The organism is Nonomuraea sp. NPDC051941 (assembly GCF_044593615.1).
Genome location: NZ_JBIUCF010000014.1, coordinates 72,827 through 96,037, shown reverse-complemented (window position 1 = coordinate 96,037; position 23,211 = coordinate 72,827). Strand labels below are relative to the sequence as shown.

At 68.6% G+C, this 23,211-nt stretch carries 24 protein-coding genes and 1 pseudogene; 11 read left to right on the top strand and 14 right to left on the bottom strand.

Going from position 1 to position 23,211, the window contains the following annotated elements; genetic code table 11:
• Positions 1-11: 11 nt before the first annotated feature.
• On the bottom strand, positions 12-941 hold the full coding sequence (locus ACIHFD_RS23975; protein ID WP_397368767.1) for a LysR family transcriptional regulator: 930 nt from the start codon (positions 939-941) through the stop codon (positions 12-14).
• Positions 942-1,090: 149 nt separating this feature from the next.
• Between ACIHFD_RS23975 and ACIHFD_RS23970 the strand changes: the two genes are divergently transcribed.
• The 4 genes and pseudogenes from ACIHFD_RS23970 (at position 1,091) to ACIHFD_RS23955 (ending at position 5,945) form a co-directional block, all read left to right on the top strand.
• Positions 1,091-2,395 (top strand): CitMHS family transporter, encoded by a 1,305-nt coding sequence (locus ACIHFD_RS23970; protein ID WP_397368766.1) that lies wholly within the window; start codon positions 1,091-1,093, stop codon positions 2,393-2,395.
• Positions 2,396-2,410: 15 nt separating this feature from the next.
• Positions 2,411-4,375 (top strand): DUF6351 family protein, encoded by a 1,965-nt coding sequence (locus tag ACIHFD_RS23965; protein WP_397368765.1) that lies wholly within the window; start codon positions 2,411-2,413, stop codon positions 4,373-4,375.
• A gap of 35 nt (positions 4,376-4,410) precedes the next feature.
• Positions 4,411-4,809 (top strand): annotated as a pseudogene (locus ACIHFD_RS23960) (CocE/NonD family hydrolase); the annotation flags it as partial.
• A gap of 38 nt (positions 4,810-4,847) precedes the next feature.
• Positions 4,848-5,945: a CocE/NonD family hydrolase gene (locus tag ACIHFD_RS23955; RefSeq protein WP_397368764.1), complete on the top strand. Its 1,098-nt coding sequence runs from the start codon at positions 4,848-4,850 to the stop codon at positions 5,943-5,945.
• Positions 5,946-6,055: 110 nt separating this feature from the next.
• Here the strand turns inward: ACIHFD_RS23955 and ACIHFD_RS23950 are convergent, their stop codons facing one another.
• The 8 genes from ACIHFD_RS23950 to ACIHFD_RS23915 form a co-directional block, all read right to left on the bottom strand.
• Entirely contained in the window at positions 6,056-6,886 is an 831-nt protein-coding gene (locus ACIHFD_RS23950) for a DUF4429 domain-containing protein (protein WP_397368762.1), read from the bottom strand.
• Between the two features lie 68 nt (positions 6,887-6,954).
• The gene (locus ACIHFD_RS23945; RefSeq protein ID WP_355207074.1) at positions 6,955-7,353 is read right to left on the bottom strand and encodes a PIN domain-containing protein; all 399 of its coding nucleotides are present in this window, start codon (positions 7,351-7,353) and stop codon (positions 6,955-6,957) included.
• Positions 7,350-7,628: a hypothetical protein gene (locus tag ACIHFD_RS23940; RefSeq protein ID WP_355207071.1), complete on the bottom strand. Its 279-nt coding sequence runs from the start codon at positions 7,626-7,628 to the stop codon at positions 7,350-7,352. The genes ACIHFD_RS23945 and ACIHFD_RS23940 overlap by 4 nt, the downstream gene beginning before the upstream one ends.
• Before the next feature lie 577 nt (positions 7,629-8,205).
• Positions 8,206-8,544 carry a hypothetical protein gene (locus ACIHFD_RS23935; protein ID WP_397368761.1) on the bottom strand — a complete coding sequence of 113 codons (339 nt, stop codon included), beginning with the start codon at positions 8,542-8,544 and terminating at the stop codon, positions 8,206-8,208.
• 235 nt (positions 8,545-8,779) lie between these two features.
• Entirely contained in the window at positions 8,780-10,852 is a 2,073-nt protein-coding gene (locus tag ACIHFD_RS23930) for a hypothetical protein (RefSeq protein WP_397368759.1), read from the bottom strand.
• Between the two features lie 26 nt (positions 10,853-10,878).
• Positions 10,879-11,130 carry a hypothetical protein gene (locus ACIHFD_RS23925; RefSeq protein WP_397368758.1) on the bottom strand — a complete coding sequence of 84 codons (252 nt, stop codon included), beginning with the start codon at positions 11,128-11,130 and terminating at the stop codon, positions 10,879-10,881.
• A 176-nt stretch (positions 11,131-11,306) separates the two neighbouring features.
• Entirely contained in the window at positions 11,307-11,558 is a 252-nt protein-coding gene (locus ACIHFD_RS23920; protein ID WP_357743122.1) for a winged helix-turn-helix domain-containing protein, read from the bottom strand.
• A gap of 169 nt (positions 11,559-11,727) precedes the next feature.
• Complete coding sequence (locus tag ACIHFD_RS23915) at positions 11,728-12,099, bottom strand: hypothetical protein (protein WP_397368757.1); 372 nt, start codon at positions 12,097-12,099, stop codon at positions 11,728-11,730.
• A 192-nt stretch (positions 12,100-12,291) separates the two neighbouring features.
• Between ACIHFD_RS23915 and ACIHFD_RS23910 the strand changes: the two genes are divergently transcribed.
• A complete protein-coding gene (locus ACIHFD_RS23910; RefSeq protein WP_397368756.1) occupies positions 12,292-12,555 on the top strand; it encodes a hypothetical protein in 264 nt (87 codons plus the stop codon).
• Between the two features lie 33 nt (positions 12,556-12,588).
• Here ACIHFD_RS23910 and ACIHFD_RS23905 read toward each other — a convergent pair whose 3' ends face one another.
• The 5 genes from ACIHFD_RS23905 to ACIHFD_RS23885 all read right to left on the bottom strand — a co-directional run bounded on the left by ACIHFD_RS23905 (position 12,589) and on the right by ACIHFD_RS23885 (position 16,404).
• Positions 12,589-12,771, bottom strand: coding sequence for a hypothetical protein (locus ACIHFD_RS23905; protein ID WP_397368755.1), 183 nt, complete (start codon positions 12,769-12,771; stop codon positions 12,589-12,591).
• Between the two features lie 148 nt (positions 12,772-12,919).
• Entirely contained in the window at positions 12,920-13,693 is a 774-nt protein-coding gene (locus ACIHFD_RS23900; RefSeq protein ID WP_319718892.1) for an ABC transporter ATP-binding protein, read from the bottom strand.
• A 97-nt stretch (positions 13,694-13,790) separates the two neighbouring features.
• Positions 13,791-14,597, bottom strand: a complete 807-nt coding sequence (locus ACIHFD_RS23895) for an ABC transporter permease (protein ID WP_397368754.1) — start codon at positions 14,595-14,597, stop codon at positions 13,791-13,793.
• Positions 14,594-15,409: an ABC transporter permease gene (locus ACIHFD_RS23890; protein ID WP_397368753.1), complete on the bottom strand. Its 816-nt coding sequence runs from the start codon at positions 15,407-15,409 to the stop codon at positions 14,594-14,596. The genes ACIHFD_RS23895 and ACIHFD_RS23890 overlap by 4 nt, the downstream gene beginning before the upstream one ends.
• Positions 15,406-16,404 carry an ABC transporter substrate-binding protein gene (locus tag ACIHFD_RS23885; protein ID WP_350730298.1) on the bottom strand — a complete coding sequence of 333 codons (999 nt, stop codon included), beginning with the start codon at positions 16,402-16,404 and terminating at the stop codon, positions 15,406-15,408. Before ACIHFD_RS23885 ends, ACIHFD_RS23890 begins: the two co-directional genes overlap by 4 nt.
• 625 nt (positions 16,405-17,029) lie before the next feature.
• Here ACIHFD_RS23885 and ACIHFD_RS23880 point away from each other — a divergent pair.
• The 6 genes from ACIHFD_RS23880 to ACIHFD_RS23855 all read left to right on the top strand — a co-directional run bounded on the left by ACIHFD_RS23880 (position 17,030) and on the right by ACIHFD_RS23855 (position 23,211).
• Positions 17,030-19,789 (top strand): nitrate- and nitrite sensing domain-containing protein, encoded by a 2,760-nt coding sequence (locus tag ACIHFD_RS23880; protein ID WP_397368752.1) that lies wholly within the window; start codon positions 17,030-17,032, stop codon positions 19,787-19,789.
• 67 nt (positions 19,790-19,856) lie between these two features.
• Positions 19,857-20,279, top strand: coding sequence for a roadblock/LC7 domain-containing protein (locus ACIHFD_RS23875; RefSeq protein WP_350730302.1), 423 nt, complete (start codon positions 19,857-19,859; stop codon positions 20,277-20,279).
• Entirely contained in the window at positions 20,279-20,698 is a 420-nt protein-coding gene (locus ACIHFD_RS23870) for a DUF742 domain-containing protein (protein ID WP_397368751.1), read from the top strand. The genes ACIHFD_RS23875 and ACIHFD_RS23870 overlap by 1 nt, the downstream gene beginning before the upstream one ends.
• The gene (locus ACIHFD_RS23865; protein ID WP_350730304.1) at positions 20,679-21,266 is read left to right on the top strand and encodes an ATP/GTP-binding protein; all 588 of its coding nucleotides are present in this window, start codon (positions 20,679-20,681) and stop codon (positions 21,264-21,266) included. The genes ACIHFD_RS23870 and ACIHFD_RS23865 overlap by 20 nt, the downstream gene beginning before the upstream one ends.
• A gap of 121 nt (positions 21,267-21,387) precedes the next feature.
• Positions 21,388-22,761: an aldehyde dehydrogenase family protein gene (locus ACIHFD_RS23860; RefSeq protein WP_397368750.1), complete on the top strand. Its 1,374-nt coding sequence runs from the start codon at positions 21,388-21,390 to the stop codon at positions 22,759-22,761.
• 6 nt (positions 22,762-22,767) lie between these two features.
• Positions 22,768-23,211, top strand: coding sequence for a hypothetical protein (locus tag ACIHFD_RS23855; protein ID WP_397368749.1), 444 nt, complete (start codon positions 22,768-22,770; stop codon positions 23,209-23,211).

The window sequence follows — 23,211 nt, the reverse complement described above, 5'->3', positions numbered from 1 at the left end:
ACGGGGTGGCCTCAGTCGCGGTTCCAGGAGACGCCCGCGGGCAGGTCCCGCAGCTCGCGGCGGAACCCGTTCAGCAGGTCCAGGAACGCGCTCGTCGCCACCGGCAGCGTGCGGCGGGCCCGGACCACGACGTCCAGCCGGCGGTCCACGACGGGTTCGGCGAGCGGACGGTAGACCAGCCGCCCCGCCCCCATCAGCGGCAGCACCAGCGCGGGCATTGCCGAGACCCCCAGCCCGGCCGTCACCAGCCCGCCCACCGTCGCCACGCTCCCCGCCTCGGCCGCCAGCGTCGGGACCGCCCCGGCCTGCGCGAACGCCGCGTCCGTGAGCCGCCGCACGCTCGACTCCGGCCCGATCGCGAGGAACGGCTCCCGGGCCAGCTCCTCCCAGGTGATCTCCGGGAGCTCGGTGAGCGGGTGGTCTTCGGGCAGCACGGCGTGGAAGCGGTCCTTGATCAGCGGGCGGTGTTCGAGCTGCTCGGGGGCGGCGCCGACGGTGGAGATCGCGAAGTCGGCGTCCCCCGAGAGCACCCGGCCGAGCACCACCTGCTCCAGGCCGTCCATGATCCGCAATCCGGCCATCGGCCGCCGCAGCCGGAACTCGGAGATCACCCGGGGCAGCAGCACCGCGGCCACGGACGGCAGCGTGGCCACGGCCACCACGCCCGACTCGCCGAGCAGGTAGCGCTCCAGCTCCTTCATGCCCGACCGGTGCGCGGACACGATCTGCTCGGCGACCCGCAGCGTCTCCACCCCGGCCGCCGTCAGCTGCACGTTGCGGGTGTCGCGCTCCAGCAACTGCGCGCCGAGCAGCCGTTCCAGCTCGGCCACCGCGCGGCTGAGCGACGACTGCGACACGTGCATCTCGGCCGCCGCCGCCGTGAAGCTCGCCGCTCTGGCCACGGCGGCGTACGCGGCCAGCAGCCGCAGGTTCGCCTCCATGGCGTGAGCATAGACCCGAACTTTTGCGCAGAACGCATGGATAAATGTTGCTTTGATGCTGGACCTGAGATTTCCTCGCTCGGAAACTCTTCCGTAACACTCCGGCACGTCACCCCCCGCGAGCCGGGCGAGGAAGAAGGCGAACACCGATGCTAGCGGCCCTGGGATTCACCACGATCGTTCTGTTCCTGCTGCTCACCATGACCAAGCGCGTGTCGGTCCTGATCGCGCTGGTGCTGATCCCGGTTCTGGCGGCGCTGGCCGGGGGCTTCGGCGGCGAGCTGGGGAAGATGGTCCTCGACGGGCTGACCAAGGTCGCGCCGACCGGCATCATGATCGCGTTCGCGGTCCTGTACTTCAGCCTGATGATCGACGCCGGTCTCTTCGATCCGCTCATCCGGGGCATCCTGCGCGTGGCCAAGGGCGATCCGCTCCGCATCGCCGTCGGCACCGCCGTACTGACCATGTGCGTGGCCCTCGACGGCGACGGCGCCTCGACGTTCCTCATCACGGTCTCGGCGTTGCTGCCGGTCTACCGGCGGCTCGGCATGAGCCCGCTCGTCCTGTCGGGCGTCGTCTGCCTGGGCGCCGGGGTCATGAACCTCATCCCCTGGGGCGGGCCCACCGCCCGCGCGATGGCGGCGCTGAAGCTGGACAGCTCCCAGGTGTTCACGCCGGTCCTGCCCGCGATGGCGGCGGGCATCGCGTGGGTGCTGGTGGCGTCGTACCTGATCGGGCTCAAGGAGCGCCGCCGCCTCGGCACGATCTCCGCCCCCGAGATGCCTGAAGAGCGGCTGGTCGGCGAGGGCCCCGGCACCCAGCGGGCGCCCGTCCACCCGGCTCTGACCGCCTTCAACCTGGTCCTCACGGTCGCCCTGCTGGTCGGGCTCGTGCTGCAGGTGATGCCGCTGCCGGTGCTGTTCGTGGTCGGGTTCGCGATCGCGCTGCTGGTCAACCACCCGACCTGGGAACGCCAGCAGGAACTCCTGGAGAAGCACGGCAAGAGCGTCGTCCTGGTCACCACGATGATCTTCGCGGCCGGCGTGTTCACCGGTGTCCTCACCGGCACCAAGATGATCAGCAGCATGGCGTCGGCGTTCGTGAGCGTCATCCCCGACTCCCTCGGCGGGCACCTGCCCGTGCTCGTGGCGCTCACCGGCATGCCGCTCAGCCTGGTCTTCACCCCCGACGCCTACTACTTCGGCGTCCTGCCCGTGCTCGCCGAGACCGTCAGCGGCTTCGGCGGCGCTCCGGCCGAGGTGGCCAGGGCGGCCATCCTCGGCCAGATGACCACCGGGTTCCCGCTGAGCCCGCTCACCGCGTCCACGTTCATCCTGGTCGGGATGAGCGGCGTGCAACTGGGCGAGCACCAGCGCTTCATCTTCAAGTGGGCCTTCGCCACCACCCTCGTGATGACCGTGGTCGCGCTGCTCACGGGCGCGTTCTCCCTCTGACCCCCGGAGAGTGACATGACCTGGCGCGAGCTTGCCCTCATACCGGCGCTGGTGGCGCTGCCGCTGTCCCCGCCGCAGCCGGATCTCGACATCCACGTGCTCTCGAACCGGGCCGACCTGGTCTCGGGAGGTGACGCGCTGGTCAGGGTCACCGGCTCCGCACGGGTACGGGTCGAGCTCAACGGCGCCGACGTCACCTCCCGCTTCGTACCCGGGCCGGACGGCACCCTGACCGGGCTGGTCGACGGCCTCTCGCCCGGCGCGAACGTCCTGACCGTCCGGCCGCCGCGAGGACGGGCCGAGCGGCTGACCATCACTGACCACCCGCCGGGCGGCCCGGTGTTCTCGGGCCCGCAGGTGCGGCCGTGGCAGTGCCAGACCGCCGAGAACGGCCTCGGCCCCGCGCTGAACGACCGGTGCGACGCCGTCCCGGTCCGCAGCGAGATCACCCTCGGCAACGGCGTCAAGGCCACCCTCGAACGCGGCACCGTCAACCGCGGGATCTACGACGTGCTCGTGCCGGCGAACTGGAACCACAAGCTGGTGTGGGTGTTCGGGGCGGGCACGGGCCAGCAGTACCGGCAGGGCGTCTCCCGCGGGCTGAGCATGCCGGAGGCGCAGGAGGCGGCCGCCAGGGGGTTCGCGGTGGCGTCGTCCACGATGACCGACAACTCCCTGCACAGCAACGACGTCACCTCCGCCGAGACCGTCATGATGGTCAAGGAGCACGTCGTCGAGACGTACGGCGAGGTCCGCTACACCATCGGCCGCGGCGGCTCGGGCGGGGCGCTCCAGCAGTACCTCGTCGCCGACGCCTACCCGGGCCTGCTGGACGGCCTCCTGCCGACCCAGGACTGGCCGGACCAGATCGTCGGGGCCTACCGCGAGTTCGGCGACTGCGCCGCGCTGGTCCGCGCCATGGACGCCTCGCCGCTGTGGAGCGACCCCGACGACAGGACCGCCGTCTTCGGGCACGGCGGCACCGGCGTCTGCGCCACCTCCGCGGGCCGCGCCCCCGACTACATGAAGCCCGACGACGGCACGTCCTGCGCGGGCGAGGCGAGCTATGACCCGGCACGCAACCCCGGCGGCGTCCGCTGCACCCTCCAGGACTTCATGATCTCCATTTACGGCACCCGTCCGCAGGGGTGCGCCGGCGTGCCGTGCGCCCGGCGGCCGTGGGACAACGTCGGCGTCCAGTACGGCCTGACCGCGCTGCGCGACGGCCGCATCAGCGCCGAGCAGTTCGTCGACCTCAACCAGCGGGTCGGCGGCTTCGACATCGACATGACCTGGACCCCGTCGCGGAGCGAGGCCGACGCCGCGGCCGTCGAGATCGCGCACCGGACCGGACGCGTCGTCTTCGGCCGGGGGCTGGCCCAGGTGCCGATCCTCGTGGTCCGCGGCACCGACAACAACGACTACCACTACCCGTGGCGCAGCCTCGTGCTCCGCAACCGGCTCGACCGGGCCAACGGCCACCACCGCAACCAGGTGCTCTGGACGAACGGCAGCGACGGCTCGCCCCTGGACGTCATGGACCGCTGGCTCGCCGCCGTCGAGGCCGACCGCCGGCCGATCCCGCTGCCCGCCAAGGTCGTCCGCCACCGGCCCACCGAGGCCGTGGACGCCTGCTGGATCTCCGGCGCCAAGGTCACCGACCAGGCCGCCTGCGACCAGGCGTACCCGCACAAGGCCGACACCCGGGTCGCGGCCGGCGAGGGGCCGGCCAGCGACCTGCTGAAATGCCGCCTCAAGCCGCTGCGGCGGGGGGACTACGACGGCGTCGCGTTCACGGGGGAGCAGTGGGCGCGGCTGCGCTCGGCCTTCCCCGCGGGCGTGTGCGACTACTCCCGCCCCGGAGTCGGCCAGACGGACCCGGCCACGGGCCGCCTCCGGCCGCCACAGCCCTGGCTCACCTTCACCACCGGCCCCGGCGGCACCCCCCTCGGCCCCCCTCCGTCCTCCCACCCCCTCTAACCCACCCCTCGCTCTTCACCCCAGAGGACCGGAAGATGAAACCCCTCAAGATCATGGCCGCACTTTCCGCCGCCGCCCTGGCCCTGACCTGCGGCCCCGCCCTTCCCGCAGCCGCCGAACCCGCTCTTCCCACATCCCTCCCTCCCGACCCGTTCTTCGCCTACGACCGCCCCGCCGAGTACGGCGTCCACCGGGAACGCGTCACCGTACCCCTGCGCGACGGCAGCCACCTGGCCTGCGACCTGCACCGTCCCGCCACCGCCGACGGCACCCCCGCCCCCGGCCGCTTCCCCGGCATCGTCTACGACTACAACGCTTACAACCAGCTAGGCCCCCAGGGCCAGGCCGCCGCGTACTTCGTCACCCGGGGTTACGTCGCGGCCGTGTGCAACGTTCGGGGCTCAGGCGACTCGCCCGGCTACCTCGACCCCTTCAGCGGCCAGGAGCAGCGCGACAACTACGACCTCATCGAGTGGCTGGCAGCCCAGCCCAGCCCTGGTCGACGGGCCGGATCGGCCAGACGGGCGTCAGCTACGGCGGGCACTCGTCCCTGCTCGTCGCCGTCAACAAGCCACCCCACCTGGCCGCCATCATCCCCGTGGACGGCATCAGCGACTGGTACGAGAACACCATCTACCGGGGCGGCATCTACTCGGCCAGGATCCGCGACTGGCAGCGCTCCGTCGCCCCCGACACCCTCGTCACGTACGCCCAGCACCCCCTCTACGACGACTTCTGGCGCGAACGCAGCGTCAAGTCCCGCTGGAAGAACCTCGACGTCCCCGTCCTGGAGATCGCCGGCTGGTACGACCGCTACCGCCAGGGCATGGTGGAGAACCTCCAGGCGCGCGAGCGCAACGTCTGGCTGGTGTCCGGCCCCTGGGTGCACGGCTGGCCGGCCGGGCAGCCCGCCGACATCGGCAACGGCGCTTATCTCGCCTGGTGGGACCGCTGGCTGGCCCGCCGCCCCGGCACCCCGCTACCCGCCGCCAGGGTGACCTCCTATGAGGTGCCGGGTACGGGGTGGCAGCAGTTCGACAGCTGGCCCCCTGCCGGAGCGCGGCCGGTGAAGCTCGGCCTCGGGGCGGACGGCACCCTGGCCCCCGACCCCGGCAGGCCCGCCACCCGCACCTTCGAGGTCAACACCGAGCCGGTCTCGGGCGGGCCGGGTCAGCGGCTGTCGTTCGCGACCGGGCCGCTCCAGCGCGACCTGGTCCTCGCGGGGGAGGTCCAGGCCAAGGTACGGGCCTCGTTCACGGCGGCCGACGGCAACCTCGCGGTCGTGGTGCAGGACGTCGCCCCCGACGGCACGTCCACCCGCATCACCCAGGGCTGGCTGAAGGCGAGCCACCGCTCCGGCCACGAGCGCGCGGTCCCGGTACGCCCCGGCAAGACGTACGACCTGGACATCCGCACCTGGCCCACGCACTATCGTGTCGCGGCCGGGCACAGCATCAGCGTCACGGTGTCCAGCGATGACTACCCGGAGATCGACTCCGACGCCCCAGCGGGACAGGTGTCGCTGAAGCTCGGCCACGGCGGCTCAACCATCCGCCTGACCACCCTCTGACCCGTCGCCCGCCCCCACCCGCCCCCGCGTGTCCCCACCCGTCCGCACCCGGGCTCACCTGGGAGCCGGGCCCCACCCCGACTCACGTGCGGGCCCGTCCTCACCCGGACTCACATGCGGGACAACAGCTCAGCCTTCTTCGCCTGGAACTCCTCCTCGGAGAGCAGCCCGGCGTCCCGCAGATCGCCCAGCTTGGCGATCAGCTCGGCCACCTCGGCACCCGACGGCGCCCGGCGCACCTCCGGGACCGCCGGGGCCGGGATCGACGCGAGAACGGCGGCCGCGAAGGGCAGGGACTTGTGCGTCGCCCCCCAACCGAGCCCGAAGACGACAGAGGCCGGATCCTTGTTCGGATCGGGATCCGGCCGCCCCCCGCGAACCCTCAACCGAAGACAGCCGCTCGCCCCCTCCGGCGCGTGCCACTCGACGCTCTCCAGATCCGAGACCGAGAACCGCTGGTCACCCGCGGAGTATTTGGCGGTCGACGCCCCCGACCAGAACCACGTGAACGTGATGGCCTCACCGTCGAACGTCGCCGCCCCGTCCCACCCCTTGAACGAACGGGGCACCGAAGGCGCCTCCACCATGAACCGCGTCACCGGCCCGGACTCGCCGATAGCCGCCCGCAACTCATCCGCGTAATAGTCGGCGAGCGTCTCCCGTCCGGAGGGAAGCACGAGCCGGTAGGGCTCGGCCGCCTCCCTGAGCTGCCCGGCCGCCGCGGTCATGACCGGATCGGCACCCCGCCTGGGCACCACGCGCAGCACCACGGTGCCCCTCTTACCCGCCGCCACGGTCACCTCGGCGATCGCCCCATGGGGGATGACACGTTCACCGAGCTCGGAAACGAGTTTGGGGACCTTGGCGCCTTCGGGCCTTATCCGCAGCGCATCCGCCTCGAACACCCAAGCGCAACCCTGGCCCGCCAGGACATCATCCACGAAAACAGGCTAGGCGATCGAGGCCGTATATGGCATTCATCCCGTCGCTGGGCACAACCAGCGGGGCTTCAGACCTTCTCAGCTACTACTCGCGGATGATCGGCCATGAGCAGGCGAATGTCTTCGGCGTCGGAGGTCAGGATCGTCACCTGGCCCGGATGCTGGAGGGCAGTCGCGCACAGCATGGCGTCGATGGCGTACTTGTGACCGTGCAACCCCGCGCTCCGCAGAAGAGTGGCGGCGGACTGGGCGACAGCCTGCGTGACCGGCTCCACGCGAAGGCGCGACAGTGTCCACTTCAACGCGACGTCGTTGATCTTTGGGTGAATCACCTCGACCAGCACTGCCGCCGAGGTCACAACCGGAAGGTCCGCGTCCCGGGCCGCCGCCAGCCACTCATGCACCTCCCGATCCCGCTGCACGGCCTTCGCCAAGCCCTCGCTGTCCAGGACCAGGGCACCGCTCACGCGGCGGCCCCTGCCCCTGGGGCATCGCCGGTGAGTCGAGCCCGCTTGGCCGCCACGGCCGCAGGATCGGCAGGGCCGTGAACCTCCTCGAAGTCGGCGATCAGCTCGTCCAGATTGTCTCGCTCGATCTGACGCTGAGCAGCCCTCTCCAGGTATGCGGACACGCCCCGCTTGCCGACCCGCTCGCGGATCGCTTGCAGAGTGCCGGCGGTGAGGGTGACGGAGATGCCGCTGGCGGGGCCATCACCAGGGAAAAAGTCAACGTCGTCAGCCATGGAACCATTATGGCATTGGAAATGCTATACGCGGAACATGCTCGTCGGCGGAAGCCGCGGAAGTATTACGTCAGTGCACGATCACGTTGTCGTCCGATGCCGACGACCTGAGGAGTCGAGGTTCGGAGCGCGCCGGGCAGGCTGGGCCTATGGCGGCACATGGAGATGTTCGAAGTCTGTGATCGACTCGGATCGTTCGGCGGCTGAAAAGTCTGTGGGATGAACTCGGCGGGCTCGTCGAACGCGGAACCGCAGAAGTGCTCTTGCTGATGTGGTGAGGCAGCCTCCACGGCCCGCCGGGTGCATCGAACCACGCTTCACCACGAGAGTACGAACGTCATCGGAAGGTCGGCGGCTCCACCTGGACCGGTGCGGCCAAGCGAAGCTGATCCAGACGGCAGGGTGGGCGTCGGCAGGCCCACCGCCAAGACGGTCAAGGGGCCGGGCCCGATGGCGGGCGACACGGTGACGGCGATGTCAGGTGGATAGACGGCCCAGGAAGAGCCGCGACCCCGGTCAGTCAGCATCGGGCCTTTCCATCCTCATATGTGGTCAATCGGTCGGCGTCGGCGATGTGTTAACCGGATGGCAGGGCGCCAAGCGTGCACTTGAACATCTCGGCGAACCGTCGCTGAGCGATCTGCATGAGCTGGACGAGGTCGTGGTCCTGGTCCCGAGCTGGATTTTTCTTAACGTAGATGGTGATGAGCGACTTCTCGTTCCCGCAATGGAACAAGGCGCCAGCCGCACGAAACGGATAGCCACGGACCTCGTAGTTGTCCATTGATCCTATGCCCAGTTCCCGCGGGAGCTTGACTTGGCCGTTCACCTCCCCGTTCCGCATCCACTTCTCGATGACTTCCTGCTCGGTTGAGCGCTCGTAACCCGTGAGGAGGATGCTCTGCACGTCGTTCATAACCGCGCAGCTATCCGCAATGGAGCGCTTGCTGGGGCCAGTCGTGTATTGGCCGGTGTAACCGGTCAACTCGGCCACTGCGGCCTGTGGGATGAAATTACACAGATAGGGAGGGCGGTCAGCGACGTCGCGCCGCGCAGACGAGGGTATAGGAGTTGGGCCGACTGATTCGTTCGCCGTGCACGAGACAGTTGGCAGGACCATGACGGCCAGACAGAGCCACACTGCCTGCCGCCTAGTCATCGTCCCCTGCCTTCTGTTCAGGGCCACCGATGTTGATCTTGAATTCGTCCGCCCCCGTTTTGGCTTTCGTTTGGGCACTCCCGAAGTTGTCGGGCACTCTGGAATGACGGTCCAGCCAACTCACGAAGTTGTCGTACTCGTATCTGGTCATCCGGTGCGGAGCTTTGACCTGTGGCGGGTCGTTCTCCACGAAAGGTTGCTCTTTCAGACCGCCACGATCGTAGTACCCGTGGGCGACAGAGGATGACTCGAGCATCTGTTTCACCATCTGCTCGGCGGCCTTCTGATCAGACGCGGCCGCACCGAAGCCCTTGGCCGTCTTCCCGCCGCCGTGTCCGGCCTGTACCACCAGCCAGTTTCCGGCCTTCGCGTAGCCGTCCTTGACGAAGTTCTCGTAGATGGTGTCAGCCGCCTTGAGTCCCACTTTGCCCACCTGTCCGGCGAAGGGAATGGGGACGAGGCCGATGCCCTCCTCGACCATTTTCCGGAAGGCCGCGTCCGCGGCGTCGGCCTCCTTACCTCGGCCGACCAGCGCCAGCTTGCGGGCCTCGAGCAGGTGCCCCAGCGCCTTGGAGTCATTCGTGATCACGTTTTGCAGAAAGGTGTTGTCGTGCGCCGCGATCGCCTGGTCGATCCTGCCCCGCATGTGTGCGATCTGCCCGAAGAGCAGGGCCTGATACCCCTTCTCATCGGCGGCCACATCGAGCAGGACAAGATCGATGTCCGGCGGGCTGAATTCGGCGATCGGCCGCCCATCGACGATGCCCGTAAACTCCCCGTCCTTCGCCCGCGCGTAGTTCTTGTAGTACGAGCTGACGATGTCGCCGGTGTGCTCCGCGAGGATGCGGCCCATGTTGTCGCGGATGCCGGAGAGGCGATCGAGTTCCGACGGGTTCTTGATCTCGAGCTCTCCGGCGTCGTTGAACGACACATGCGGCTTGACCTCGTCGGCGAGTATTTGCGTGGCCATGACGGCCAGCCGCTTGGAGTCGGCGTCGGAGCCCTTCATCGCCGCCTCCATGGCCTCCCCCAGCGATTCGCCGCGATCGCCCATCTCCCACTGGGGCCGGCGGTCGCTCATCAGGTACTTCAGCAGGTCCTTGTTGTCGAGCAGCGCCTGCGCGCGCTCTCGCGACGTGCTCGCAACGGTCATCAACGCGGCGATCGGATCGGCGGCGCCGATGACGTCGGAATCCTGGAACGGCCGCGTGTCGATGGGCGCGGGAAGGTTGTAGACGTCGGTGTCCTTCGGCAGGAACCGTACGCGATGCTCTTTCAGGTAGTCGCGGTCCCACCGGATCATGTCCTGGCCGATGGTCCTCATGAACCACTCGCTGTACGCCTCTTTCGGCGCTGCCGCGAGGATCTGGCCGAGTGACCAATATCCAGGGTTCGTCAGCCCGCCCATGTCAGGAGCCGGGATCTCCGTGCGCCCCTGCCGCTTCAGCTCCTCCGTGAACTTCCGGCCGACATGCGCGTTCTTGGTCGGGTCGGTGGCAGCGGCGAGGGCCTTGCTCAGCATGGACAGCACGTCGCGATTCTGCCGCCGGATGGCCGCCGCCGAATCGCGATCGGCGTCGAGCGCCTTGCGTACCCGCGTTCCCATGGTGGCGGGAAGCGTCAAGAGACCCTGTGGGCCGAGTTGTTCGATGAGGGCGGTGGCGAACTGCGGGTCGGACAGTCGCCCCTTGAAGGCGGCGAGCTTTTCCAGCGCGCCCGCGTCCCCGCGCGCGGCGGCTGCGAACAGCGGGGCCGCCTGTGCCGCCTCGGCACGTACCCTGGCCGGGATTATCCTCGACTCGTCGATCTGCGCCATCCCGGCAGGGGCGACCGCACCGGCGAGCGGGTTGCCGAACACGTCCACGTCGACCTTCTCGGCCTCGTACGCGAGATCGCGCCGCCGGTAGAGGTCGGGGGCCTGCTCGGTCAGCCACTGCCCGATCCGGCCGATCGCCGCCACTCCCGGGTGGGTGAGCTCGACCTCGTTCAGAATCGCCCGGAGCTGCGCCGCGCATTCGGCCAGGCCTTTTCCGGCATTTTGCACGCCGGAGCCGAGCTGGTGCATTTCTCTGGGGTCGATCGAGGAGAAAGTCATTCGTCTCTCGGCCCCATCACGGTCTGGTCGGAGATCGTTTCGTGGAGATGGTCGATGACCCCGCGAAGTCCGCGCCACAACTCCGCACGCTGCTGCGCCAGGTCACCGCCGAATCTATCGGCGACCGGCCCCGTCCACGTGCGCCCGCTCGACATTTGCGACAGTGGCTGGTCCAGTGCGTGCCAGTGCTGGTCAGACAATTCCTGTGCACGGCGCAGCGCGTTCATCAACTCGGCACGAGTAGTCATGAAGACCTCCCACCGAAGTGGTACGCAAGCCGTGCCATCGAAGTCTCAAATTCGTTCCGATTCACTTTGCCACGCCGCCATTCCCGACGTCATGCCGCCGAACGAAAACGGTATTTCTGTCTGCCGAGTGCGTCGATCTCCGCGATCAGAGCCGGCTCGGTACTCTGCCTTCGACGTCAGGCCTGTTGGGTGTCGTCGCGTTCGGTGACGAACAGTCCGCGACCGGGCGCGGTGATCAGAAGGCCCTCGTTCTTCAGCACGTCGAGTGCCTTCTTCACGGTGTTCCGGGACAGACCAGATTCCTCTTCCAACTCCGTCTGAGACGGCACCTTGCGTCCAGGCGGAATCTCGCCGGCCTCGATGCGGGCACGAAGTGCGTCCGCCAGTTGGAGGTAGGGCGCACGCAGCCCATTGGGATCGATTCTCACGATGGGAAGGTTAGGCGGCCAGGATTATCCCGAGATAGGTAGGCCCGGCCATGGCCAGCCATGGCCTAGTTCGTTATGATGCCTATATCGCCTACGCCGGTGGAAGCGCTGGAGTGGGGCCCTAGAACGGACGCTGGAGGTCCGGCCCATGGCAGGTCCAACCACAGATCTACGATTCGAACCCTTGGCGGCTGAGATCCATGCCGTGCTTGAGAAGCATGGATACCGGCTGCCTCCGGGCGGTGATCACATCCGCGAACTCGTCATGGCCCGTGTCGACCTCGCACTCAAGAACCTCGTCGAGATCTTCGAAGGAAGGGTGTGGTGACATGGCGCGCGAGATTCCGACTTCCACGGCCCGCACGCCGCACCGCCCCAGCCGGGCCACCTGATATTGGCCTGGTACCAACCAGACCGCCGGGCTTTGCGCATCCGCGTCGTCTCGTGGACGTGCGAATGCCGGCCGACGACGTACGAGCTGCGCGCCGCGGCCGGTCAGGCTTTCGTCCGCCGTACCGACCGCGACAAGCGAACCGTCCACGAAACCGTGTGGACATTGACCGCGATCGCCAGGCACACCTTCGAGCAGATCCTGCGTGGTGGGGCCCGATGAGCAGCTCGATCGGCAAAGGTGATCCTGGTGTTTGCACGCAGGCGACCAGTCGATACAGCCCGATTGACGTCGGTGCCAATCGGCCCTGTTCTGGAACGAAGCCGAGAGGAAGGAGTGACGATGAGTGCCATGTATGGCATGTCGCTTCCTGCTCGCCCGGATGACAGGCATCCCCTGCGGACCATTCGGGAGATCCGCGAGTCCCTGCCCGACGACCAGTTGGTCCACTTCGGCGCCGAGACCGACATCTCCGAGCTGGAGTCCACGCTCACTCGTTGGGCCACGCTCGCCAACGACGGTTTCATGGACTTTCTTCTCTCGACTCCCTTCGAGGGCGTGGAGTTCGGCGCCCGCTCCTACGATGAGCGGCAGGGCGGCGAGTGATCTATCTGCTCTGCACCAATGTCGTCGCCGAGCTCACCACGAGGCCGAAGCCTGATCCCAACGCATCGCATCGCCTGGGCTCGATCGATTTTCCGGCCGGATCTCTAGTTGAGCGTTCTCACCGTTGCCGAGATCGAAGCGGGTGTCGCGGCCGACAAGCATTGCTGATCCAGACGGCAGGGTGGGCATCAGTCGGCCCACCGCCTCGTCGGTCAACGGGTGGGCCTGATGGCGCCGAAGGCGCGTGGGTTTGCGCCGGAGGCGCCCTGGTAAGACAGCCCGAGCGGAGCGAGGCCCTTTGTTCGGGGCGGGTGTCAGCAGGCCCACCACCCAGATGGGCAACGGGTGGGGGAGCCCGGCCCACCTACACGGTGGCGTGGCTGCCGCGGACCAGGCGGCCGACCTCGGCGCGTAGGTGGACGAAGTCCGGGTGTTCGCGGGTCGTGATCTGGTCGCGCGGCCCGGGCAGTTCGACCTTGAGGTCGCCGACCACGTGGGCCGGGGCCTTGGACAGGACCACCACGCGGTCGCCCACGTAGACGCTCTCGTCGATGTCGTGCGTGATGAGCACGATCGTCATCTGGTGGTGGCCGCGTACCTTGAGGACGAGGTCCTCCAGGTCCTCGCGGGTCTGCGCGTCGACCGAGCCGAAGGGCTCGTCCATGAGCATCAGCGCCGGACGGTAGGCCAGCGCCCGCGCGATCGCCACCCGCTGCTGCATGCCCCCCGACAGCTGGAACGGGTATTTGCGCTCCGCGCCTGCCAGGCCGACCGACTCCAGGGCCTCCTGGGCGGCCTCGCGGCGCTGGCGCTTGTCCATGTTCTTGCGGCGCAGCGGCAGCGCCACGTTGTCGGCCACCGACATCCACGGGAACAGGGAGCGGCTGTAGTCCTGGAAGACCACGGCGAGGTTGTCCGGCGTCTGGCGTACGAGGTTGCCCTCGACCTTGATCTGGCCGCCCGTCGGCGTGAGCAGCCCGGCGATCGAACGCAGCAGGGTCGACTTGCCCGCCCCGGAGGGGCCGACGATGCACAGCAGTTCACCCGCGGCGACGCTCAGGTTGAGGCCCTCGATGGCGTGGTGCGCGTTGGGGGTACCGCCGCCGTAGACGTGGGAGAGGTTGTCTATCTCGAGCAATGGAGTTCCTCAGGGGCGAGACCATGGACAACTCGGAGCCGGAAATACTCTATCCGAGCCGGAATCGGCATACTTGTAAACGCGTGTGATCTTACTCTTACGTGCTGGAAAGTTGCTGGGCGGCATGGTGCCAGGCCAGCACCCGTCGTTCGACGACCAGGAAGAGCTCGTTGAGGGCGTAGCCCAGCACGCCGAGCAGCACGATCCCGCCCCACATGGCGGGCAGGTCGAAGGTCTGGTACGCGGCCGTGAGCTGGAACCCGATGCCGTTCACGGTGCCCGGCAGCAGCTCGGAGAAGACCATGACGATCAAGGAGAGCGACAGCGCGAGCCGCAGCCCCGCGAACATCTTGGGCAGCGCCGACGGCAGGATCACCCGGAACAGCCGCTCGGCCCTCGACAGCCGGAACGCCTGGGCGGTCTGCAGGAGCAGCGGTTCGACCGAGCGGGCGCCGTCGGCGGTGTTGAGCAGCACCGGCCAGACGATGCTGAAGACGATGAACGTCAGCTGCATCCGCAGCCCGAACCCGAACACCACCACGAAGACCGTGACCAGCGCGGGCGGCGGGATGGCCCGCAGGAACTGCAGCACCCCGTCGAGATAGTCGTACGCCCGCGCGGACAGCCCCAGTGCGAGCCCGAGCACGACCCCGGCCAGCGCGCCCCCCGCGAACCCGGCGGCCATCCGGCCCAGGCTCGGCAGGATGTTCCCGATGGCGTCCTCGGTCAGGAACAGCGTGCCCGGCGGGCCCGAGAACCACATCGCGTGCATCCTGACCACGATCGTGCTGGGTGAGGGGAAGAACGTGCTGCCCGCCAGTCGCGTGGCCACCTCCCAGGCGAGGATCAGCCCGACCAGCACCAGCGACCGGAACGCCGCCCCTCGCATGCCCCTGGTCCTCATGCCGTCTCTCCCAGGCGCGCGTGGTGCCAGCGGAACGCCCGCCGTTCGGCGGCCACGAGCAGCGCGTTCACCAGCACCCCGAACAGCCCGACCCAGAACACCGCGGCCAGGATGTCGGTCATCCGCGCGGGTACGGCGATGCCGGCGAAGAAGATGAACACGCCGATGCCCTCGCCCCGCCCGGCCACGATCTCGGTGCTGACGATCAGGATGAGCGCCACTCCGGCGGCCAGCCGGAACCCGGTGGTGATGAAGGGCGCCGACGACGGCAGCGACACGCGCAGCAGCACCGCCAGGGGGCCGAAGCCGTACGACCGCAGCGACTCCTTGGCGAGCGGGTCGACGCCGCGCAGGCCGTACATCGTGTTGTAGAGGATCGGCCACAACGAGGCGTAGACCGCGAGCGTGACGCGTACCTGCAGGCCCGTGCCGATCAGGAGGGACACCAAGGGGATCAGCGCCACCGACGGGATCGGCCGCAGGAACTCCACGACCGAGCGCGTGGCGGCGTCGACGATCGGCACGCTGCCGAGCAGCAGCCCGAGCGGCACCGCGATCACCGCCGCGAGGCCGAGGCCGATCGCCCAGGCGAGCAGGCTCGTCAGGGCGTGGGCGCGGAAGGCGGGGTCGGCCATCAGCGTCACCGCCCGCCCGAGTATCGCCGTCGCGGGCGGCAGGGTCTCCGGGTCCACCAGCCCGGTCCGGCTGAGCAGTTCGATCAGGGCGGCGAAGGCGAGGGCTCCGCCCGCCCGGCGTGACCAGCGTGTCGCGGCGGACGCCGGGCGGGCGGGTGCCAGGGTCTGAGTGCTCACCCGGACGTGGTGGGCGACATCAGCGACTTGACGTCGATCGCCTTCGTGAGCCACTTGGCCTCCAGCATCCAGTCGGCCACCCGCTGGAGGCGGACCGGGTTGTCGTTGCTGGAGAAGTACGGGAACGTGACGGTGGCCGCGGTGGCCGCGTCGATCTGGGTGAAGTTCGGCAGCACCTTGGCCACCACTTCGCGGTTGTTCTCCATGAGCTTGGCCGCATTGTGGATGGCCCGCTGGAACGCGGCCGCCGTCTTCGGGTTCTTGTCGTACCAGTCCTGCGTGCTGACGTACCCGGAGATCGGGAACTCGGCGGCGGGACCCGACGCCGGGTCGAGGATCTTGCGGGCGCCCATCGCGGACGTGGCCGCCGTGACCATGGGCTCGCCCAGGTACGCGGCGTCGATCTGCCCGCCCTTCCACGAGGGCATGATGTTCTGGAACGTCACCTGGACGTACTTGATCTTGGACGGGTCGACGTTGTTCGCCTTGAGCACCTGCGTCAGCGCCAGTTCCTGGAAGTTGTGCAGGACGTTCACGTTGATCGTCTTGCCTTCGAGGTCCTTGGCGGTCTTGATGGGGGAGTTCGGCAGGGCCATGATGCTCAGCGAGTCGGGGGCCGCGCGAGAGCCCTCGGCCAGGATGCGCAGCTTCAGCGCCTGCTTGTCGTGCGCCTGGAACATCGACACGTAGTTGCCGAACATCGCGTCGATCTCGCCCTTGACCAGCATGGGGATGGCCTCCGGCGCGGCCTGGACCACTTGCGGGGTGACCTCCAGCCCTTCCTTCTCGAAGAGCTTCTGGTCGATGGCGACATAGATGGCGGCACTGTCGATGGCGGGCAGGGTGGCGACCTTGATCTTCGTCTTCTCCAGGCCGCCGGCGGATGCGGACGGTGCCGCGCTGGGTGTCGTGGAGCCGCCCGTGCTGCACGCAACGGCGCCGAGTGTCAAAGCTAACCCGATGATGGCGGCCCTGGCGGGACGGCCAAGCCTCATGTCAGGGACTCCCTTCAGATGGAGCCAGGCGGGGGGACCGGGTGGCTTCTGCTCCCGGGGGCTGTGTGCCTGACGCACAACAGGGATAGACCGTAACACCAAATCCGTAGTCATTATCGCGAAAACGACGCCTGTGGTTGCAATGTCGGGTTCTCGTTCTATCGTGAAAATTTGATGACCGGTAAGAGATCGGTGTTTGTCCGGTTTGTGAAAGGAGGGGATTGACGGGACGACTGTTACTGGTGAGGCCAGTCAGTCGAATATTCCACGAGTCCTGAGGAGGCTCGCTGGGCACCCTTCCGTTGCCTGTTTCGCCAGCTAGAGGGCAGCCTTACCGATTCTGCCGAAATATTTGGACAATCGGGGATAAACGCCCCAATGGGGCACTAGTAGTGGTTGGCTCGCGCCAACTGCTGTGCTCAAATGACGCCTATCTAGACGTAGATATTGCCCCACGTGCATTTACCTGCATGGTCACCGAGAATTCCCCTCCAGGGGCGAGAGGTTGCGAAGGCAAGTGAGAACGCAGAGCGCTGAAGCTTCCGCCGACCGCGAGCCGCACGGGCATCAGAAGCGACGGCTGCCCAACCCTCCTTCACGCAGGTTCGGGCTGGGCAACTGGCACGTGCGATCGCGCCTTATCGCGCTGATCGTCGTCCCCACGGCGGTGGCCGTGGCTCTGGGCGGACTGAACGTGTTCACCTCGCTCAGGGACGCCAACACCTATCAGACCCTCAGAGAGGTGGCCGAGCTCAGCGAGCAGCTCGGCGCCGTCACCCATGAGCTGTCCTTCGAACGCGACCAGACCGCTCTCTACATCGCCCAGGGCCGCCCGGGCAATCGAGAGGCCCAGCTCCGTACGACCTACAGCGGTGTGAACAACCTCATCGACGAGGCCAAACGGCGGGCGCGGGAGCTCACGGACACCCACGCCGACGCCGTACGACCCGTGCTCCGGCGACTGGACGAGATCCCGACGCTGCGGGAGACGGCCGTCAAGGGGAAGATCCAGCCCCTTCCGATGATCCAGAAGTACTCGCAGATCATCGCGGCCCTGCTCCAGTTCCACGACCAGGTCGGCCAGGTGGCGGTGGACGACGAGGTCTCGCACAGCGCCAGCGCGATGGCCGCCATCGCCCGGGGCAAGGAGCAGGCCTCCAAACAGCGCGGCGTCCTGGCCAGCGCGCTGGACAAGAAGGGCTTCGACAGCGGCGAGCTCGACGCGCTCACCGACGCCAAGTCGCGTGAGGAGAGCGAGGAGACGCTGTTCGCGACCCTGGCCACCCTCGACCAGCTCGAGCTCTACCGCAACACGGTCGTGGGCAGGGACGTCGACCAGACCGACCTGTTCAGGCTGCGGGCCGTGGCGCAGTCCGCCGAGGGCAAGGAGCTGAGCATCGGTGTACGGCCGGACAAGGACGTCTCCACCTGGTTCGAGGTCAGCACCGGCAAGATCGACGCGCTGCGCAGCGTGGAGAAGGACCTGTCCTCCTCCGTCATCCTGCGCGCCCGCGCCCTGGAGGAAGCCGCCAACCGTTCGGCCCTGATCTCCGGCGGCCTCATCCTGCTCCTGATGATCGTGGTCACCGCGATCATCTCGCTCATCGCCCGCTCGCTCATCAGGCCGCTGCGCAAGCTGCGCGGCGAGGCCCTCGACATCGCCGGCCACCGCCTGCCGGAGACCGTGCAGCAGCTGCGCGAGAGCGGCGAGGGCGCGGCCGGGCCTGTCATCCCCATCGGCGTGGACACGCACGACGAGATCGGCGAGGTCGCGCGGGCGTTCGACGAGGTCCACCGTGAGGCGGTCCGGCTGGCGGGTGAGGAGGCCCGCCTGCGGAGCAACGTCAACGCGATGTTCGTGAACCTGTCGCGGCGCAGCCAGACGCTGGTGGAGCGGCAGATCACCCTGATCGACGGGCTGGAGCAGGGCGAGCAGGACGAACTGCGGCTCGGCAACCTGTTCAAGCTGGACCACCTGGCCACCCGTATGCGGCGCAACAGCGAGAACCTGCTGGTCCTCGCGGGCCAGGACCCGCCGCGCCGCTGGAGCCAGCCGGTCAAGCTGGTGGACGTGGCCCGTGCCTCCCTCTCGGAGGTGGAGAACTACGAGCGGGTGGTGCTCCAGGTTCCGGACGGCGTCTCGGTGGCCGGCCAGGCCGTCAACGACGTCATCCACCTGCTGGCCGAGCTCGTCGAGAACGCCCTGTCGTTCTCGCCGCGCGAGACCAGGGTGACCGTCTCGGGCAGCCGGATCGACGGCGGCGGCGTGATGCTGTCGATCACCGACGCCGGCATCGGCATGACCCAGGAGGAGCTGGTCCAGGCCAACGACCGCCTCACGGACGCGCCGAGCGTGGACGTGTCGGTGTCGCGCCGCATGGGCCTGTTCGTGGTCGCGCGTCTGGCGCACCGGCACGGCATCCGGGTGCAGCTGCGCCCGCACGCCTCGGGCGGCCTGACCGCGATGGTGCTCATCCCGGAGAACATGCTCGGCTCCCAGGCCCCCAACTTCTCCGGCATGCCGTCCTTCTCGGGCAACCAGCCTCCGGCCCTCGCGGGCTCGGCCGCCGGCGGCCCGGGCGAGCAGCCGTACTCGGGGCCGCACCCCGCCCCTCCGGCCACGGACTGGCCGCAGCCGCCCACGTACCAGATGGGCCCCGGCCAGATGGTCCCTGGCCAGATGGGCCCCGGCCAGATGGGGCCCGGCCACCCGTCCTTCCCGTCGCACCCGGAGATGAGCGGCAACTGGCCACCGACGCAGCAGTGGCAGCCGGACGCGAACGCGTGGCCGTCGGAGCCGCGCATCGGCAGCGGCTACGACAGCTCCGACGTGTGGACCCCACCCCGCAGCCCGTCCTGGAACGGCGACCGCGCACTGCCCAGACGACCCGTCCCCGAGCCCCCGCCGGGCGGCTGGGGCCGCGACACCATGCCGCCGCAGCGGCCGGGGTTCGACTTCCCCGAGACCGAGTCGGCCAACCCGGGCTCCATCCCGGCCGCACCGCCCGCCTCGGCGGGAGACGACTACTTACCCATCTTCGCCGCGGTGGAGTCGGCCTGGTTCGGCCGCGACAGCGGGGCGAGCTGGGGTTCGAGCAAGGCGGACGAAGGATGGAGCGCGGCGGAGGCAGTGGTGGAACCGGTACGTGACGGCCAGACGGCGGCGGGGCTGCCGAAGCGGGTGCCCAAGGCCAACCTGGTGCCCGGCTCGGCCGACACCTCGACCCCGAAGGGCGTGACACCGATGCCGTCGGTGTCACCGGACCGTATACGCAACCGGCTCTCGAGCTTCCAGCAGGGCTTCCGGGCGGCGCGTGACGACATCACCGAGGGCAGGGCGTTCCCCTCTGGCCCCAGGAACAACGACAGGGAGGAGGGAGCATGAGTGAGCGAAGCGAACGATCAATTAGACACAGCCGATTGTCGCTCATGCGACCGACGGAGGAGGGCGCATGAGCGATCTGAGCCATGCGGCACGTGGTGTCGACTGGCTGATCACTGACTTCGTCAGCACGGTCCCGGGCGTCGCGCACGCGGTGGTCGTCTCGTCCGACGGGCTGCCACTGGCGGCCTCGTCGGGCTTTCCGGCCGACCGGGCTGACCAGCTGGCCGCCATCGCGTCGGGTCTGGTGAGCCTGACGCAGGGTGCGGCCAGGGTGTTCGAGGGCGGTGCGGTCAATCAGACGATCGTGGAGATGCAGCGTGGGCTGATGCTGATCATGTCGGTCAGCGACGGTTCGTGCCTGGCGGTGCTGGCGGCTCCGGACTGTGACATGGGTCTGGTGGCGTATCAGATGACGCTGATGGTTGATCGCGCCGGTCAGGTGCTGACCCCGGCTGTGCGCGCAGAGTTGCGTGCCAGCCAGACCAGGTGATGTACGTGTCAGACCCGAGATGGAACAGCGGCGGTTGGGCGCCCCCGCCTGTGCCCCAGTCCCAGCCGCAGCTGAATCCCGACCCCGCGTCGCCCGTCCGTCCTTACGCCGTGACAGGTGGACGGACGGCGCCGCGGGTAAAACTGGCGATGGAGGCCCTGGTGTCCTCGGCGACCGCCGAGCACCGGGAGTTCTCGCACATCACGCCGGAGTACCAGGCGATCAGTCAACTGTGCCGGCAGGTGCGGTCCGTGGCAGAGGTGTCGGCCCTGCTGCGGATCCCCCTCGGCGTGGTGCGCGTGCTGATCGCTGACATGGCTGCCGAAGGTCTCGTCCGTGTGCATCAGCCACAGCTGGACGAGGGCAGGCCGGACGTCAATCTGCTCGAAAGGGTGCTCAGTGGACTTCGCAGGCTCTAGCCCCGGTCTCACCTCGACGAAGATCGTGGTGGCTGGAGGTTTCGGGGTGGGGAAGACGACCTTCGTCGGCGCGGTGTCGGAGATCATGCCGTTGACCACGGAGGCCGTCATGACCGACGCCTCCGTGGGGATCGACGATCTGGGCATGACGCCGCTCAAGTCGACCACCACCGTCGCCATGGACTTCGGCCGGGTCTCCCTGGACCGTGATCTGATCCTCTACCTGTTCGGAACGCCCGGACAGCACCGGTTCTGGTTCATGTGGGACGACCTGGTACGTGGTGCCATCGGCGCGGTCGTGCTCGTGGACACGCGCCGGCTTTCCGACAGTTTTCCGGCGATCGACTACTTCGAGGAGGCTCAACTGCCGTTCGTGGTGGGCGTCAACGGCTGGGATGGTGAATATCCGCACAGCGACGCCGAGGTACGCGACGCCTTGACGCTGGCGCCGCACATCCCGTTGGTGCGGCTCGACGCCAGGTCCAAGGACTCGGTCAAGGTCGCGCTGATCAACCTGGTCGAACACGCGCTCTCGGTCCGCATGGCCGTACCGGGCTGGGGTGGTTAGCTCCACTTTCGCGCCGCTTTCGCCCGCGTGGGCGCGTTGACAGCCGCGGCCCTCTCCTGATCACAATGGCTCCCGCCGAGCATCGCAGGAGCATCATGTCCCGTGGCCGCACCACATGAACGTGAGGAACCCGATCACCGGGCAGGCCGACAGGCCGCTCGCCCCTGTGCCGCCCGACCGGCTCGCCGCCCTGGCGGCCGGTCTGCGCGAAAGGCAGCGGAGCTGGCTGGAGGCCGACCGCGGCGAGGTCCTCTCCCGGTTCGCCGCCGCGCTGGCCGCCGACGAGGAGCTGCTCGCCGCGCTGGTGGCCGACACCGGCAGGGTGGGGGAGTCGGTCCTGGAGCGGCAGATCGTCGCCGGTCTCATCGATCGGTGGGTACGCCAGGCGCCCGCCCTCCTCGCACCCCCGGCCGAGACCCCCGCCTCCTTGCCCGGCGTCTTCGTGGGCGGCGACGTGGTTCCGTACGAGCTGGTCGGGGTGATCAGCCCGTGGAACTTCCCGCTGCTGCTGGGCCTCATCGACGCCGTGCCCGCGCTGGCCGCGGGATGCGCGGTGCTGGTCAAGCCGAGCGAGGTGACCCCCAGGTTCATCGAGCCGCTGATGCGGCTGGTCCCGGACGGGCTGCCGCTGGAGATCGTCGAGGGCGACGGCGATACCGGCGCGGCCCTGGTGGACCTGGTGGACGCCGTGGTCTTCACCGGGAGCGTGGAGACAGGACAGGTGGTCGCCGAGGCGGCCGCCCGCGCGTTCGTGCCCGCGTTCCTGGAACTCGGCGGCAAGGACCCGGCGATCGTGCTGGCCGGGGCCGACCTGGAGCGGGCCGCGTCGGCCGTCCTGTGGGGCGGCACCGCCAACGCCGGGCAGTCGTGCCAGTCGATCGAGCGCGTCTACGTCGCCCGTGAGGTCCACGACGAGTTCCTGGCGCTGCTGGTGGAGCGGGCCGCCAAGGTGGGCCTGACCTGCGAGGGCGGCCCGATCGGGCCGATCATCGGCCCGGGCCAGGAGGACGTCATCGCCGCGCATCTGGCCGACGCCGTCTTCAAGGGCGCGACCGTGCACACGGGAGGCCGGATCGAGCGGCACGGCGGCGGCCACTGGTGCCGCCCGACCGTGCTGTCCGGCGTCGACCACGGCATGCTGGTGATGACGGAGGAGACGTTCGGCCCGGTGTTGCCGGTCATGGCCGTGGACGGGCCCGACGACGCGGTCGCGATGGCCAACGACTCGGTCTACGGGCTGTCGGCGGCGGTCTTCGCCGCCACGGAGGAGCAGGCCATGGCGGTGGCGGCGCGGCTGAGGGCCGGCGCGATCAGCGTCAACGACGCCTCGCTGACCGCGCTCGTGCACGAGGGCGAGAAGCACTCCTTCCGCCTGTCGGGGCTCGGCGGCTCGCGGATGGGCGCCGCCTCCATCCGCCGGTTCGTACGCCGCAGGGCCTTCCTGGTCAACCGTTCCGACGCCGCCGATCCCTGGTGGCACACGACGAAGGAGTAGCCGCGGATGGGACTTCGCGCGGACATGCCGCTGCTGGCCCGCCACGAGGGCGAGTGGGAGGGCGAGTACCTCCACCTCGACCGAGAGGGAAACCCGATCGACCGGCACCGCGTCCAGATGACCTGCGCGATCCTGGACGACACCGTCTACCACCAGACCAACCGCTACATCTGGGACGACGGGCGCACCGAGGTGCACGAGTTCCCGGGTACGTACCTGGGCGGCGGGCGCTGCGGGTTCGACACCGAGCGGATCAAGGGTGAGTTCTGGGAGCTGGACGGCAGCACCATCTACCTCAACTGGCAGTACAAGGCCGAGGACGAGGACCTGCGCCTCTACGAGATGATCGTGCTCAGCGAGGACGGCAAGTCCCGCAACCGCGTCTGGCAGTGGATCAAGGACGGCGTGTGCGTGAAGCGCACCCTGATCAACGAGCGCCGCGTGAGCTGA

Excerpts from the sequence above, each read along its gene's own strand:
- ACIHFD_RS23975 (WP_397368767.1), bottom strand. The coding sequence starts at position 941 with ATGGAGGCGAACCTGCGGCTGCTGGCCGCGTACGCCGCCGTGGCCAGA.
- ACIHFD_RS23970 (WP_397368766.1), top strand. The coding sequence starts at position 1,091 with ATGCTAGCGGCCCTGGGATTCACCACGATCGTTCTGTTCCTGCTGCTC.
- ACIHFD_RS23965 (WP_397368765.1), top strand. The coding sequence starts at position 2,411 with ATGACCTGGCGCGAGCTTGCCCTCATACCGGCGCTGGTGGCGCTGCCG.
- ACIHFD_RS23940 (WP_355207071.1), bottom strand. The coding sequence starts at position 7,628 with ATGGCTGACGACGTTGACTTTTTCCCTGGTGATGGCCCCGCCAGCGGC.
- ACIHFD_RS23935 (WP_397368761.1), bottom strand. The coding sequence starts at position 8,544 with ATGAACGACGTGCAGAGCATCCTCCTCACGGGTTACGAGCGCTCAACC.
- ACIHFD_RS23930 (WP_397368759.1), bottom strand. The coding sequence starts at position 10,852 with ATGCACCAGCTCGGCTCCGGCGTGCAAAATGCCGGAAAAGGCCTGGCC.
- ACIHFD_RS23925 (WP_397368758.1), bottom strand. The coding sequence starts at position 11,130 with ATGACTACTCGTGCCGAGTTGATGAACGCGCTGCGCCGTGCACAGGAA.
- ACIHFD_RS23910 (WP_397368756.1), top strand. The coding sequence starts at position 12,292 with ATGAGTGCCATGTATGGCATGTCGCTTCCTGCTCGCCCGGATGACAGG.
- ACIHFD_RS23895 (WP_397368754.1), bottom strand. The coding sequence starts at position 14,597 with ATGAGGACCAGGGGCATGCGAGGGGCGGCGTTCCGGTCGCTGGTGCTG.
- ACIHFD_RS23885 (WP_350730298.1), bottom strand. The coding sequence starts at position 16,404 with ATGAGGCTTGGCCGTCCCGCCAGGGCCGCCATCATCGGGTTAGCTTTG.
- ACIHFD_RS23875 (WP_350730302.1), top strand. The coding sequence starts at position 19,857 with ATGAGCGATCTGAGCCATGCGGCACGTGGTGTCGACTGGCTGATCACT.
- ACIHFD_RS23870 (WP_397368751.1), top strand. The coding sequence starts at position 20,279 with ATGTACGTGTCAGACCCGAGATGGAACAGCGGCGGTTGGGCGCCCCCG.
- ACIHFD_RS23855 (WP_397368749.1), top strand. The coding sequence starts at position 22,768 with ATGGGACTTCGCGCGGACATGCCGCTGCTGGCCCGCCACGAGGGCGAG.